The organism is Kribbella sp. NPDC058693 (assembly GCF_042715335.1).
Lineage (GTDB): Bacteria > Actinomycetota > Actinomycetes > Propionibacteriales > Kribbellaceae > Kribbella > Kribbella jiaozuonensis.
In genome coordinates, this window is the sequence record NZ_JBHXSQ010000002.1 from 385,972 (window position 1) to 400,226 (window position 14,255).

The 14,255-nt window shown below is 69.3% G+C and carries 13 protein-coding genes; 5 read left to right on the plus strand and 8 right to left on the minus strand.

Features of this window, described 5'->3' with window-relative positions:
* Nucleotides 1-52: 52 nt before the first annotated feature.
* On the minus strand, nt 53-793 hold the full coding sequence (locus tag ACFWUU_RS11495) for an orotate phosphoribosyltransferase (RefSeq protein WP_137257221.1): 741 nt from the start codon (nt 791-793) through the stop codon (nt 53-55).
* A 191-nt stretch (nt 794-984) separates the two neighbouring features.
* Here ACFWUU_RS11495 and ACFWUU_RS11500 point away from each other — a divergent pair, with 191 nt between their 5' ends.
* Both ACFWUU_RS11500 and ACFWUU_RS11505 read left to right on the plus strand, forming a co-directional pair.
* Nucleotides 985-1,449 carry a hypothetical protein gene (locus ACFWUU_RS11500; RefSeq protein ID WP_380174848.1) on the plus strand — a complete coding sequence of 155 codons (465 nt, stop codon included), beginning with the start codon at nt 985-987 and terminating at the stop codon, nt 1,447-1,449.
* Between the two features lie 5 nt (nt 1,450-1,454).
* On the plus strand, nt 1,455-2,237 hold the full coding sequence (locus ACFWUU_RS11505; protein WP_202877877.1) for an alpha/beta fold hydrolase: 783 nt from the start codon (nt 1,455-1,457) through the stop codon (nt 2,235-2,237).
* 55 nt (nt 2,238-2,292) lie between these two features.
* Here ACFWUU_RS11505 and ACFWUU_RS11510 read toward each other — a convergent pair whose 3' ends face one another.
* The 3 genes from ACFWUU_RS11510 to ACFWUU_RS11520 are packed head-to-tail and all read right to left on the minus strand — an operon-like array spanning nt 2,293 to nt 6,275.
* Nucleotides 2,293-2,646: a VOC family protein gene (locus tag ACFWUU_RS11510; protein WP_380174850.1), complete on the minus strand. Its 354-nt coding sequence runs from the start codon at nt 2,644-2,646 to the stop codon at nt 2,293-2,295.
* Between the two features lie 58 nt (nt 2,647-2,704).
* Nucleotides 2,705-5,428 carry an AAA family ATPase gene (locus tag ACFWUU_RS11515; protein WP_380174852.1) on the minus strand — a complete coding sequence of 908 codons (2,724 nt, stop codon included), beginning with the start codon at nt 5,426-5,428 and terminating at the stop codon, nt 2,705-2,707.
* Between the two features lie 40 nt (nt 5,429-5,468).
* The gene (locus ACFWUU_RS11520) at nt 5,469-6,275 is read right to left on the minus strand and encodes a universal stress protein (protein ID WP_380174854.1); all 807 of its coding nucleotides are present in this window, start codon (nt 6,273-6,275) and stop codon (nt 5,469-5,471) included.
* A gap of 143 nt (nt 6,276-6,418) precedes the next feature.
* Here ACFWUU_RS11520 and ACFWUU_RS11525 point away from each other — a divergent pair, with 143 nt between their 5' ends.
* On the plus strand, nt 6,419-7,249 hold the full coding sequence (locus ACFWUU_RS11525) for an alpha/beta fold hydrolase (protein WP_380174856.1): 831 nt from the start codon (nt 6,419-6,421) through the stop codon (nt 7,247-7,249).
* Here the strand turns inward: ACFWUU_RS11525 and ACFWUU_RS11530 are convergent.
* Nucleotides 7,236-7,604, minus strand: coding sequence for a glyoxalase superfamily protein (locus ACFWUU_RS11530; protein ID WP_137257215.1), 369 nt, complete (start codon nt 7,602-7,604; stop codon nt 7,236-7,238). The genes ACFWUU_RS11525 and ACFWUU_RS11530 overlap by 14 nt on opposite strands.
* A 104-nt stretch (nt 7,605-7,708) precedes the next feature.
* Between ACFWUU_RS11530 and ACFWUU_RS11535 the strand changes: the two genes are divergently transcribed.
* Complete coding sequence (locus ACFWUU_RS11535) at nt 7,709-8,128, plus strand: 4-oxalocrotonate tautomerase family protein (RefSeq protein ID WP_380174858.1); 420 nt, start codon at nt 7,709-7,711, stop codon at nt 8,126-8,128.
* Here the strand turns inward: ACFWUU_RS11535 and ACFWUU_RS11540 are convergent.
* Nucleotides 8,118-8,981 carry an alpha/beta fold hydrolase gene (locus ACFWUU_RS11540; protein WP_380174860.1) on the minus strand — a complete coding sequence of 288 codons (864 nt, stop codon included), beginning with the start codon at nt 8,979-8,981 and terminating at the stop codon, nt 8,118-8,120. The genes ACFWUU_RS11535 and ACFWUU_RS11540 overlap by 11 nt on opposite strands.
* Nucleotides 8,982-9,066: 85 nt before the next feature.
* On the opposite strand from ACFWUU_RS11540, the gene ACFWUU_RS11545 reads away from it, so the two are divergent.
* The gene (locus ACFWUU_RS11545; protein WP_137257212.1) at nt 9,067-9,471 is read left to right on the plus strand and encodes a DUF1003 domain-containing protein; all 405 of its coding nucleotides are present in this window, start codon (nt 9,067-9,069) and stop codon (nt 9,469-9,471) included.
* A gap of 3 nt (nt 9,472-9,474) precedes the next feature.
* Here ACFWUU_RS11545 and poxB read toward each other — a convergent pair whose 3' ends face one another.
* Complete coding sequence (gene poxB / locus ACFWUU_RS11550; RefSeq protein WP_380174861.1) at nt 9,475-11,211, minus strand: ubiquinone-dependent pyruvate dehydrogenase; 1,737 nt, start codon at nt 11,209-11,211, stop codon at nt 9,475-9,477.
* Between the two features lie 122 nt (nt 11,212-11,333).
* Nucleotides 11,334-14,057: a family 20 glycosylhydrolase gene (locus ACFWUU_RS11555; RefSeq protein WP_380174863.1), complete on the minus strand. Its 2,724-nt coding sequence runs from the start codon at nt 14,055-14,057 to the stop codon at nt 11,334-11,336.
* Nucleotides 14,058-14,255: the final 198 nt, after the last annotated feature.

The window sequence follows — 14,255 nt, forward strand, 5'->3', positions numbered from 1 at the left end:
AGGACCCTACCGGGGCCTGCGGACAAACCGGCTCAGGCAGCCTCAGGCGGCCTCAGGCGGCATGGTCGAGCAGGGACCAGCGGGGGTCGTCGTTCGACCAGTGGTTGACCAGGGCGTCGACGGCCAGGCGGTGAACGGCCGGATCGAGTACGCCGTGATCGGTGGCGGCGTCGAGGACCTCGAGGTACGTGGCGACTGCTTCGATCGGGAGGGTCTTGGCGATCGGCGCGACCGAGGTGGCGACGTCGCGCATGTCGACCAGCGTGAAGGCGCCGACCAGGATCGCGCCCTCGGCCTGCAGTTCGTCCGCGAACGCCTCGAGCGCGCCGCCGGAGGACACCGCGTCGTCGACGAGCAGCACCCTACGGCCGGCGACGGCGGCACCGCGGACGCTCGGCTCGTGGTCCTCGTGGCCGACGTACCCGGGCTTGCGGACGAAGGCGAACGGGAGGCCTGCGGCCAGCGCGACCGCGGTCGCGAGCGGGATACCGCCGGTCTCGGCGCCGACGACGACCTCGACGCCCATACGCCGGGCGAAGTCCACGGCAGCGGCACCGAGGTCGGGCAGCAGCCGCGGGTCGCCGTACGCGTTCTCGACCGAGAGCGGGTGCAGCGGGAGGCGTTCCTTCATGTCCCAGTGGGCGACACCGGGGCGGACGAGGCCGGGAACGGTGGCGAGCCGGGCAACCAGGTCCGTGCGCGGCTGCGGAACGGCGGTCAGACGAGCCAGGTCGGCCCGGTCGTTGAGTTGCACGCGGCGAGCGTTCGCCAGGGTTTTCCGGTTGGTGTTCATGCCATCGACGATCGCCCCTGCACTGCTCCCTTCGCGCCCGTTGCAATCCCTGGCCCCGTGACGTGCGCCCACGCACGTGCCGACGCATCGATGGCCGCACGCGGGCGGACCCGTGGTTTCCCCTGGCGTGACGCGTCCGCGAACGCCGAACAGTAGAGCCATCGGATCACCAACCAAGGAACGGAACCGAAATGACCACGATCCACTTCACCGAGACCACCACCTCGACGCCCGAGCAGTTCGTCGCCGCGCTCACCGACTTCGGGCCGGGCCGCGCGGAGATCTTCGCCAACAGCCACGACGACTACCTGAAGGTGCACGACCAGGGCCGCGGGTACGCCGATGTGACCGAGGGCTCGGGCGGCGTCTGGGAGCGCCTGCACTACGACTGGTCCGACCTGAACCACGTCGTACTGACGACCACCGACTCCAACACCTGGGGCGGCGCGTCCGGCCACACCTACACCTTCACCCGCCGCGCCGACGGCACGACCTCGATCGACGTCGTGATCGTCCGCGAAGGCAAGAACCTCAAGGGCCACCTGCTGGCCACCCTGTTCGCGCTCGGCGGCAAGAACGTCCTGCGCAAGGCCTTCGACAACACCGTCAAGGCCATCGAGAACCGCAACCTCACCACCACTGTTTCGGAGGCATGACCGCAATGAAGAAGCTCAGGAACCTACTCCTCGCAGTCCTCGGCGGAGCCCTGCTGCTCGCCGGTGCGACCACCGCACAAGCCACCAGTTCGGTCTCGAAGCCGAAGCCGACCATCGTCCTGCTGCACGGCGCGTACGCCGACGGCTCCAGCTGGTCCCAGGTGATCACCCGGCTCCAGGGCGACGGCTACAACGTCGTGGCTCCGGCCGTACCGCTGCGGGGCATCGCGTCCGACACGTCGTACCTCGGCGGAGTACTCGCCGGGATCCCCGGTCCGAAGGTGCTCGTCGGGCACTCGTACAGCGGCGCGCTGGTCAGCGAGCTGGCCTCCACTCCGGACGTGAAGTCGCTCGTCTACGTGGCGGCGTTCATCCCCGAGGCGGGCGAGACGCTGGGTGCGCTGAACTCGCAGTTCCCCGGTAGCGAGCTCGGTCCAGTGACCTACACGATCAGCTACCCGGGTGGCGTCGACCTCGCGCTGAACCCGAAGACGGCCGGCCCGGTGCTGGCTGCCGACATCCCCGCTCGGGTCGGAGCCGCGGCGATCGCCGCCCAGCGTCCGATCGCGGCCGCCGCGTTCAGCGAGCCGGTTGAGAAGACAGCGCCTGCCGCGCTGCCGAAGTACGCGGTCGTCCCGACCGGTGACCACGCCATCGCGCCGGCCGCGGAACGCTTCATGGCCAAGCGCGCCGGAGCCTCGATCACCGAGATCGACGGCGCCTCCCACCTGGTGCTGGTCTCGCAGCCCGCGGCAGTCACCAAGGTGATCGAGCGAGCCGCCCGCTGATCGCTCATCGCACGAACCCCGGCCGGAGCAACGATGCTCCGGCCGGTTCGTCGTTTCAGGCTGTCAACAACCAGCGGTTGCCGTCAGGGTCGGACAATTCCACGTACTCCGCACCGGTCTCGCAGCGGGAGACGGGACCGAGGGCCGCGCCGCAGGCCTCGAGCTCGGCGCGGGCCGACTCGAGGTCGTCCACCGCGAGTACGCCGCAGGCCGAGCCCGGCGTGGCGGAGGTGAGCCCCGTGCCGATGAGGATCGAGCACGACGAGCCCGGTGGGGTCAGCTGAACAACCCGCAGTCCCGCGTCCACCGTTCTGTCGCCGTCGAGGCGGAAGCCCAGGGCACGATAGAAATGCCGGCTCCGGTCGACATCGGAAACGGGTACGACGACTGCTTCGAGTTTGCTGTCCACGAGGCCCATGGTGCGTTCCGCCGTACGGCGTCGCCCCCGTGGAACACACTGGTGTCCGTCAGCGAGCCAGCGCACCCCGAAGCTGCCGGCGGGACGTGATCCCGAGCTTGGAGAACGTCTTGCGCAGATGCCACTCAACCGTGCGCGGGCTGATGAACATCTGGGCCGCGATCTCCGGATTGGTCATCCCGTCGCGGGCCAGCCCGGCGATCTGCGCCTCCTGCGCGGTCAGGTCGTTGAGCGTGTCCGGGCGGCGCTTGCGGACGGTCTCGCCGGTGGCGAGGAGCTCGTGCCGGGCGCGTTCGGCGAAGGATTCGAGACCCATCTGGTCCAGCTGCTCGTGCGCGATCCGGAGCTGTTCGCGGGCGTCGACCCGTCGGCCTTCGCGCCGCAGCCATTCGCCGTACTGGAGGTGGGAACGGGCGAGCTCGATGCGGAGGTTCGTCCGGCCGAGGTGCTCGATCGATTTGACGTAGCCGCTCTCGTCGGAGGTGAGCAGGGCGCGGACGCGTGCCTCGATGCCGAGGCCCCAGTCCGTCGGGGTGGCGGTCGTCCGCTCGGTCAACCAGGCGAGGGCAGTCTCGACCAGCTTGGTGTCACCGGTCCTGGAGGCGGCCTCGGCCAGCTCGCTGACGACGAGTACGTCGTACCCGAGGACGTCCTGCTCGAACACCTGCAGGGCGGCGTCCTTGGCGATGTCGTAGCGGCCGAGACTGTTGTGCAGGATGGCGTTCGTGAACGTCGCGAACGCGGCGACCCTGCCTTGGCTCTGGTCGGTCGCCCGCTGGATCGCTGTCTCGATGAGCTTCCGCGCGGTGGTCTCGTTGCCGCGGTACGCCTCGAGGAACAGCCGGCCGGTGCCGACGCTGGGGTTGCCGGTCGCGGCGGCGATGCCGGCGTCCTCCTCGACGAGACGGACCACGGTCTCCAGATCGCCGGTCGCGCACAGCATGTTGGCGCGGAAGTTGAGCGCGAACTGCAGTTGTACGAGCGCACCCGTCGCGCGAGCGGTCCGCTCCTGGCGGGTCGCGAGCTCGAGCGCGGCCTCGTGGTCCCAGACCTCGATCGCGACGATGCCGATACCGCGGTTGCCGGTGAGCCAGAACCAGTCGCCGACGTCCTCGGTGCCGACCTCCGCCGCGCGCGCCCGGTCGAGAGCCGCGATGAGGTGGGGCGCGGCCGCCGCGTAGCCGCGGGTGTAGCGCAGCGCGAGGGCTTCGAGCAGAACGTCGATCGGCGACTCGGAGTCGGCAGGCACGGGCGGGGTTTCGGCTGCGGCGTAGGCGACGATGCCCGGCGCGTTCGGTCCGCTCGCCCAGATGGCGGCGGACATCGCTTCGAGGTAGGCGACCCGGGAGCGCTCGGGATCGAGCGGTTCGAGTTGCTTGGCCGCGGCGAGCAGACCGCTGGCGGCCTCGCGCGCACGGCCCTGGTCGAAGGCGATCTCACCGCGGAGGTGTTCGGCCTCGGCCGTCCGGAGCGGGTCCGGGGGACCGGCGGTTACCGCGCGGAGCAGCTCCAGGGCCGAGTCGAGCGCGCCGGAGCTGCGCTTCGCGACGGCGGCGGCCAGCATCCGTTGGGCTCTGCTGCCTGGATCGGGCGTCAGCTCGGCGGAGCGTTGGAGGAACACCGCGGCGGAGTAGAAGCCGCCGCGGCCCTGCGCCCGGTGCGCGGAACGTTCGAGCTCGGCCGCGACATCCTCGTCGGGCCTGACAGTCGCCTGGGCGCGGTGCCAGGCGCGGCGGTCCGGGTCGATCTCGGGATCGGTGACGTCGGCCAGGGCCCGGTGCACAGCCTGCCGGTCCTGCGCCGTCGCCGTCCGGTACGCCGCGGAGCGCACGAGCGGGTGCCGGAAGGCGATGTGCTGACCGAACGTGATCAGCCCGGCCTCGATCGCCGCCGCGGCCGGGTCGGCGCCCAGACCGAGTTGCTCGACCGCGCGCCAGAGCAGGGTCGCGTCACCAAGCGGTTCGGCCGCTGCGACCAGCAGAAGCAGGCGGGTATCGGCGGGCAGTCCTTCAACCCGTCGTACGAAGCTGTCCTCGATCTGGGTCGCGAGCGTCGTACTGCGGAGGCCGTCGGCGAGCTCGGCCGCGGTCCAGGTGCGGGGGAGCTCGATCAGGGCCAGCGGGTTGCCCCGGGTCTCGGCGACGATCCGGTCGCGGACCCGCGGGTCCACCGGTCCGGGCAGGACCGAGTCGAGCAGGGCCCGCGCGTCGGCGTCGTCGAGGCCGCGGATCTCTAGCTCGTTGAACCCGGTCAGCTCGTGGTCCACCCCGTCGCGAACGGCGAACACCATCACGACGGACTCAGCCTCGAGCCGCCGGGCGACGAACGCGAGGATCCGCGCGGACATCAGATCGAGCCACTGTGCGTCATCGATGACGCACAGCACCGGCCGCTCGGATGCCGCGTCGGAGAGCAGGTTCAGGACGGCGAGGCCGATCAGGAACCGGTCCGGGGCCGGTCCGTCCTGCTGGCCGAACGCGATCCCCAGTGCCTCGTGCTGCGGGCGCGCGAGCCGCTCCATCCGGTCGAGGAACGGGCGGCAGAGCTGGTAGAGGCCCGCGTAGGCGAGCTCCATCTCGGACTCGATCCCGACGATGCGCGCGACGATGCAGCTCTTGACGTTCGCCGTCAGCGCGTCGAGGAGCGCCGATTTGCCGGTGCCGGCCTCGCCGCGGAGCACCAGGGCCTCGCTGCGTCCCTGGCGTGCGGCCTCGAGCATCCGGTCCAGCACGGCGAGCTCGTGCTGCCGCCCCCGCAATTCACGCTCCGCCATTCGATCAGGTTTTCACCGGCAATGCCTCGAAGGCAAACGGTCAGGCAGCGGTGGTTCCGACGAGTACGACGGGACCGCGGGCGAGCCGCAGGACGTCGTACGACGAGGACTGGCCCGGACCGAGGACCGTGAGCGCGGCGCCCGCCGATTCGGAGAGGACCAGACTGTCCATCGAGCCGGGCGCGAACTCCCAGCGGACGTCGACATCGGGGTACGCCATGCGCCAGATGATCACGGCGTCCTCGACCTGCACCGTGGGTTGCACGACCGTGAGACCGGTGCCGCGGCGTCGGGCGGCCCGGAACGCGAAGCCGACCGCGTCCGGCGACCCGTCGCCGACGACCACCCGGCCGGCCGACGTACCGATGGCGCCCTCGGCCGACAGCCCGATGACGGCGAGCGAGGCCGTCGTACGGCGGTTGAGGCGGCGGGCCAGCGCCCGTTCGAGGCGGCCGCGACCGTGGCCGAGCACTACCAGGGCCCGCTCGGACTCGCGGGCCACGCTGATGAGGGCCTGCGTCTGCCTGCCCGGGAAGGCGGTGGTGGTGATCCGGAGCGAGGGCGCGATGCGGCGGGCGCGGTGGGTGGCGTTGGTCAGGACCGCGTCGACATCGTCCCGAGCGCGAAGATCCACTGCGGAGTTGGCCAGCGGGTCGAGCAGCTGCGGCGGCCACCGGAACGCGTACACGAGCTGCAGCTCGGATCCCCGCGCAGCAGCCTCGGCCGCGGCCCAGTCCAGCGCGTCGTGGTCGGGCCCGCCGACCAGCACGATGACCGGTCCGTCGTCCGGCCTTGCTTGGGCCTCGCGCACCGCGACGGCCTCGCGCCGCCCGCGGAAGAGCTTCATGGTGACCTCCTTGTTCCTGCCACCACCGTCTCGCCCACGGCGCACGCTCACACCAGTGACAATGACGGGCCTCGTCCCGGGCCTGGACCACCAGTGGGTTGCACGGGCGCGACTCTGCCTGTCCCGCGGCCAGTCTGGAGGACATGAACACCACCACGATTCCCGAGGTCCGGTTCCGTACTGTCGACGGCGTCCGGATCCGCTACGCCGACAGCGAGGGCTCCCACGAGCCAACGATCCTGCTGACCAGCCCTTGGCCGGAGAGCCTGTACGCCTTCGATCGCATCTGGACGACGCTGGCCGAGCGTTTCCGAGTGGTCGCCGTGGATCTGCCCGGGTTCGGCCAGTCCGAACGGCGCGACGACTTGCTGTCGCCGCGGGCCATGGGCGAATTCCTGAGCCACCTCGTCGCCGAGTTCGAGCTGGGCCGGCCGTACGTCGTTGCGCCCGACGTCGGTACGGCGGCCGCGTTGTTCGCTGCCGCGGACCATCCCGACCTGTTCGCGGGTGTCGTGGTCGGCGCCGGCGGGGTCGCCGTTCCGCTCCAGCTCGGCGAGCCGCTGCTGTCGTGGGTGGTCGACCCCGACTTCGACAAGTACCGGCACGTCGACCCGCATGCCGTCGTCAACGCGGCGATGAACGCCCACGCCGGCGGCGTCCCGGACGAGATCCGGGCCGACTACCTCACGTCGTACGAGGGCGACCGCTTCGTCGAGTCGATGCGCTACGTACGCCGGTACCCGTCGCAGCTGCCTGAGCTGGCGGAGCTTCTCCCGACGATCACGACTCCGGTCACGATCGTCGGCGCTCGCAACGATCACGTCGTACCGCTTGCGAACGCCGAGTTTCTTGCGCAGCGGTTGCCGAACAACCACCTCGCGGTCCTCGACACCGGGCACTACGCCTGGGAGGAGTCACCAGCGGAGTACGCCGCACTGGTCCGGCAGACTGTTGACCGCCCTAACGGTTGGTGATCTGTTGCAGGGCCCAGGAGTTGCCGTCGGGGTCGCTGAAGAAGACGAAGCGGCCCCAGGGGAACTCCTGGACCTCCGACACCTCCACCCCACGCCCGGTCAGCTCGGCCCGCGCCGCGTCCACGTCGGGGACGACGATCTGCAGCCCGCGGACCGAGCCGGGCTCGGCCTGGTCCATCCCGCTGCCGAGCGCGATCGAGCACGCCGAACCGGGCGGCGTGAGCTGCACGAACCGGAGTTCGTCCGTCACCTGGTGGTCATGGTCGGCAACGAATCCGATCTGCTCGGTGTAGAACGCCTTGGCCCGGTCCACATCCGAAACCGGCACCGACACCAACTCAAGCTTCCAGTCCATGCCCGGCAACCTACCGCCCCCGGCGCGAGAGTGCAGTCAGGTTGCGGATACCTGACGAGGTGCGCGTGGTCGGATGCTGGGCGTCACAGCCAAGGAGGACGACCATGCCCATGATCGACGTATACGCGACTGCCGGCACGTTTGCGGACAAGCATCAGTTGGCGAAGGATCTCGCCGCGACCCTGATGGGCATCGAAGAGGTTCCGGACATTCCGATGTTCCGGCAGAACACCGCCGGGTTCGTGCACGAGCTGCCGGCCGGCGATCTGTCGAACGTCGACGGCGAGTCGAACTACGTCCGCGTGCAGGTGCTGACGAACGCGGGCGCTCTGGACCGTGACAAGCAGCTCGCCGTGGTCAGCAGGTTCACGAGCATGATCGCGGACGCAGCCGGCGACCCGACGCTCACGGACCGCACCTGGGTGCTGCTCACCGAAGCCGTCCCCGGCGGCTGGGGCCTGGGCGGCCACGCGAACACCAACGAGGAACTCATCGCGGCAGCCCGCGAACAACTCAGCCGTTGAGGAAGCTCCCGACGTCGGTCGCGAATTCGGCGTGATGCTGGAACAGGAACCCGTGGGCCGAGTCGGGGTAGATCTTGAGCTGCGCGTGGGGGATGAGGCCCGCGAGCAGATAGGAGTAGTGCGGCAGGATCATCGGGTCACTGTTGCCGTTAGCAACGAACACCGGCAGCGTCAGACAGCTGAGTCGCTGGAGCGCCGCGTGATCGGGGATGCCCCACGTGCAGACCGCGTCGTACTGCGCATTGCGCGTCTCCCAGCTGGTCGCGGTATCCCGGCCGTCGGTCCGGCCGTAGACGCCCTGCAGTGTCTTCTTGCCGGCCGCGATGCTCGACGGCGAGTCGGCGAAGAAGACGCTCAAGTACTCCTCGGCACTCGTCTCATGCTTGCCGATGGCACCGATCACCTCGGGCGCCCACCCGTGCATTCCGTCGGCGCCCTGCGGCGCTGACGACGCCAGCACGAGCCGCCGTACGATGGCGGGCCGGGTCAGCGCGATCGCCTGCGCGACGAAACTGCCGAGCGAGAACCCGAGCACATCGACCTGGTCGAACTCCATGGCCTCCAGGAACACGACCGCGTCCGACGCCATCTGCTCCACGGTCCGCGGCGTCGTACCACTCGATCCGCCGACCCCGACGTTGTCGAACGTGACGACCCGCTTCCCCGAGGCGAGCGCATCGATCAACGCCGGGTCCCAGCTGTCGAGATTCCCCCGGAAGTGCTGCAGCAACACGAGCGGTACGCCGTCCCCGGCGCCGGCGCCGGCGCCGGCGCCGGCGTCGCGATACGCGTAGTCGATCCCGTTCGCGCCCGTGACCCGCAGGTTGGGCAGGCTTGAGTACGAGTTGTCCATAACCACATTCAGCTCTCCTGAACGACCCGGGTCCAGCCCACAGCCCGGACTCGCCCGCAGCGCTGGCATCATCCTGGGAGGTCACGTGGAAGACAAGCTGGTTCATGAGCGGCCCCACCACCCGGTCGTGGTCGAGTTGGCGGCCAAGCGGGCGGAGAGTCTGCAACTGCGGATCGCCGACCAGATCACGGCGTTCGCCGGGTCGATGCGTTTCGTGTACGTGCACGTCGTACTGTTCGCTGTCTGGATGCTGGTCTTCGAGTCCAATCCGTGGCCGACGCTGACGCTGGCCGTCTCGCTCGAGGCGATCTTCTTGTCGACGTTCGTGATGATCGGGCAGAACCGGCAGGCTGCTTTCCAGCAGGCCAAAGCCGACCACGACTTCAGCGAGTCCGAGCTCGAGCTCAAGTCGAACACCCAGCTGACCCGCGAGATCCACACCCTCACGGTCGAGCTGCACCGTCGTCTGGTCGAGGAAGCGAAGCCGTAGCTGCTACTCGCGTTGGAGTTGGCGGAGGTTGGTTTTTGCGAGTTCGATCAGTTCGCCGCCGTTGCCGGAGAGGATTGTTCTGGTGGCGAAGAGGGTGAAGCCCTTGGCCTGTTCGAGGGTGATCTTCGGGGGGAGGGAGAGTTCTTCGCGGGCGGTGATGACGTCGACCAGGGCCGGCCCGTCGTGGTCGAAGGCGGCGCGGAGGGCCGGTTCGAGTTGGTCGGCGGTTTCGACGCGGGCGCCGTACAGGCCGGTGGCTTTCGCGATGCCGGCGAAGTCCGGGTCGTCGAGGTCGGTGGCGAACGTGACGATGCCGGCCGCCTTCATCTCGAGCTCGACGAACGACAGCGCGCCGTTGTTGAAAACCACCACCTTGACCGGGAGCCGTTGCTGGCGGAGCGTCAGCAGTTCGCCGAGGAGCATCGCCAGCCCGCCGTCGCCGGACAGGCTGATCACCTGACGGTCCGGGTACGCCGCCTGCGCGCCGATCGCATGTGGCAGCGCGTTCGCCATCGAGCCGTGGTTGAACGAGCCGATCAGCCGACGCCGACCGTTCATCGTCACGTAGCGTGCCGCCCAGATGCACGGCGTACCGACGTCTGCCGTGAAGACCGCGTCGTCGGACGCGAGCCGGTTGATGGTCGCGGCGACGTACTGCGGGTGCAGCGGCGACTCCTTCCGGCCCTGCTCGGCGAGCGAGTCCATCCGGCTCCGGGCGCGGCGGTGATGAGCCGTCATCCGGTCGAGGTGATCCGAGTCGCTCTTCGACTTGATCAGCGGCAGCAGCGCGTCGACCGTGGCCGCGACGGTCCCGACCAGCGCCACGTCGACGTGGACCCGGCGGCCGATGTTCTCCCCGCGTACGTCGACCTGCACGACCGGCACGTCGTCGGGGTAGAACGGGCGGTACGGGAAGTCGGTGCCGAGCATCAGCAGCGCGTCGCAGTGCTCCATCGCCCGGTAGCCCGAGCTCCACCCGATCAGCCCGGTCATGCCGACGTCGTACGGGTTGTCGTACTCGACGAACTCCTTGCCGCGGAACGCATGCACCACCGGAGCCTTCAGCGCCTCCGCAAGCGCGATCAGCTGATCGTGCGCCCCGGCACAACCCGCCCCGGCCAGGATCGTCACGGCCTTCGCACCATTCAGTACGTCGGCCGCCGCGGCGAGCGGCTCGTCGGCCGGCCGGACGATCGACTTCGACGCGCGGATCTCGAGCGCCTTCGCACCACGCTCCGCCTGAGCCAGGAAGATCTCACCCGGTACGACGACAACCGCGACCCCACGCCGTTCGAGCGCGGCACGCATGGCCATCGCGAGCGTGCGCGGCAGCTGCTCGGGCACGCTGACCAGCTCGGAGTACACACTGCACTGCCGGAACAGCTCCTCCGGGCGGGTCTCCTGGAAGTAACTCCCGCCGATCTCCTCACGCGGGATCTGCGCCGCGATGGCGAGGACGGGTACGCCGCTGCGATTCGCGTCGAACAGCCCGTTGATCAGATGCAGGTTCCCCGGCCCACAACTGCCGACACAAACAGCCAGCTCACCCGTTAACGCGGCCTCACCGGCCGCCGCAAACGCCGCCGCCTCCTCATGCCGCACGTGCTGCCAGGCAACGCCCCCGTCCCGCCGCAGCGCATCGGTAAACCCGTTCAACGAATCCCCAGGAACCCCGAAAACCCGCCGCACCCCAGACTCCCGCAGCGTCCCCACCACAACATCCGCAACCGTCTCAGCCACAGCCCGCCTCCTCAGTTCGCTTGTAAACAACTTAGGAGAGCGGTCGCCCGGACACGACCCCGGCATGCCGAGGTCGAGCCATCAGCCTCTCGGCCGGTGGCTCGACCTCGGTCAGCTATGTGTCAGAGCTTGGCGCACTGGCCCGACTTCGGGCCCGACACATTGTTGGGTTGGCCTGCATTGGTTGGGGCGGGGTTGTTGCCGCTGCAGGACAGCGGGCCGCTGATGCGGTTGCCGGCGACGACGGTTGAGCCGGTGTTGTTCTGTAGCGACACCGGGCCCTTGATGGTTGACGGTCCGCATTCGCCGGCCGGGTTGCCGAGCCAGACCCGGGTCCGGCCGGAGACGCTGACCGGGCCGGACACCGTCGTACCGCAGATGAGGACGTTGCCTGCGCCGGATGCTGAGACCGGGCCGCGGAACTCGGATCCGGTGGCGTAGAGCCCGGCGCCGGAGGCGACGGATACCGGTCCGGAGACCGTGGCGCCGTCGAAGCAGGCGACGCCTGAGGAGACGGTCAGCGGGCCGTTGTGCGTGCCGCTGAGCATCGTCGTACAGGACGGGACGCCGGTTGCGACGAACGGCACGACCCAGGTCTGGGACTGGCGGGTGTAGGTGACGGTGCCGTGGTAGGTCCCGTCGGCGGGGTAGGTGTGGCTCCCGCTGACGGTCATCAGGCTTCTGCCTTGGCGTTGACTTGCCACGTAGTCGCGTCCGGCGACAGCGGCGGTCTCGGCGGCAGAGCCGTCGCCCCAGTCGATCGAGGCGGTGACCTCACCCGGCGGGATCGAGCCGGCGGCCAGACGTCCGAGCGGTGCGTTGGTGATGGTCCGGTCGACGCCGAAGCGGGTGACCGTGCCCATCGAGTCCGGCGTCCAGTTGACCTGGGCGATCGAGCCGTAGTTCACGTTCGCGAACGCCCACCGCGGTCCGGCGACGCTGAGCCGCTGCACGTACGAGTCGTAGTCCTGGGTCAGCACCTTCGGCGACCAGGCCTTCTCCAGGATCCCGGCCAGCCGCGGGAAGACCATGTACTCGTTGGTGGCCAGGCCGCGCATCTGCTCGCCCCAGATGGGCGCCTCGATGCCGATGATGTCCTCCGCCTTCGGGCCGCCGTACGCCGGTTGGGCCCAGACCGAGCGGTACTTCTCGTAGACCCACTCCGGGTCCCATCCGTACGCCTTGTCGAGCTCGGTCCGCGGCGTGCGGCCGGGCGAACCGTCGTACCCGAAGTCGAGATACGCGTTCCACTCCGGGGTGGTGATGACCGGACGGTGCTGGTTGAACCACTCGGGCTTGATCAGCGGCGGACCGCCGCCGGTGTAGTCCGACCAGTAGTGGTTGATCGACGTCGAGCCCGGCGCGTAGCCCTCGAGGGCCGGGTTCCAGCCCATCAGCTGCTTGCCGTTGTCGTTGACGATCTTCTCCATCTGGCCGATCCACCACTTGTAGTCCTCGTGGGGCATGCCGATGGCCTCGTCGCCGCCGATGTGGATGATCGGTCCGGGGGAGATCGCGGCGAGCTGGGCGATCGCGTCCCGCCAGAACGCGAGGGCGCGTTCGCTGGCCGGGTCGTTCGGGTTGGTGCAGAACCGGTCGGTCTGCGTCTGGCCCTGGCAGCCCATGACCGCGACGCCGCCCAGGGAGCGGACCGCGGCCGTGGCGTGGGCCGGGCCTTCCAGTTCGGGGACGATCTCGATGAAGCGGTCGGCGGCGTACTTCACCAGGCCCTTGAAGTCCTCCTGGGTGTAGAAGCCCGCGATGCAGGCGGCTCCGTTGCAGCCGGTGCCGTCCAGGGCGGGGTAGCCCTTGATCTCGAGGCGCCAGGACTGGGAGTCGCTGAGGTGCAGGTGCAGCTTGTCACCCTTGAGCGCGGCCAGCTGGTCGATCATCGACCGGATCTCGGCGACGGTCATGAAGTTGCGCGCCGGGTCCAGCTGCAGGCCGCGGTGCTCGTACCGCGGGTAGTCCAGCACGGTGATCGGCTGGACCGTCCACGGGCCGGTTCCCTCGGTCTGTGCGTTGATTGCCGCTGGCAACAGTTGCCGCAGGCTGGCGAACCCGTTGAACAGGCCGTGCGGCTGGGGAGCGACGATCTTCGCGCCGCCGCTCGACACCGTGAGCGAGTACCCCTCGGCGGTCTTGTCGGCCGGCAGCCCGGCGACCGAGCCGGTGCTGAGCGCGATGTCAGCGGTGGTCGGTGAACCGGTCACGACCGGGAGGACGAACCCGGTGGCAGGCCGCAGGTAGCCGGCGAGTACCTCGGCCGTCGCGGTCAGCGCGCTGCTCGAGACGACGATGCGGGACTTGTTCGTGAGCTGCCACGGCTGGCCGCTGCCGGGCGTCTGCTTCACCGGCACGGGGATGATCTGTCCCACCGTCGGCGGCGGCTTCGGACCGGTCCAGAGCTCGAACTCATTGATGGTGTACCCGACGGTTGACGTCGTGGCGAGCGCCTGCATCCGGACACACGTGACCGGATCCTGGTGATCGATCACCTGGGAATCCTTGTCGGCCGGATTCAGCACGTGGGCCACCGTCGTCCACGTCTGGCAGTCGGCGTCGGTGGACACCTGCAGCTCGTACTCCGACGGCTTGGCCGGCGAGGTCCACCGGGTGAACACCTCGTACACCGGCGACGGCGTGGCCAGCTTTACCTGGAACCAGTCCTGGGTCGGGTCGTAGCCGTTACCGACCGACGCGTAGTTCGACGTCCAGCCGTTGTGCACGAACACGTCGGTGGCGTTGGCCGGCGCGTACGTCAACGCCGGCGCGGTCGTGCGTTGGGACTTTGCCGAGGCGACAGCACCCGGCAGCAGTGAGAGGTTGACGCTTTCAGCTGACACAGGGGACCCAGCGGTTGTGGCGGGCGTGCCAGCGGAAACCTGTGGAACCAGGATCGCGGCGACAAGCCCACCGATGGCAAGAGCAGGGACAGCACGGAACGAAAATCTCACGTCACTCCTAACCGGGGCAGCGGCATCACGCGGACGTGGAGGGCGACCGTACGGTGATTTTCCGCCCCACCCACCGTGCGCGCAAGA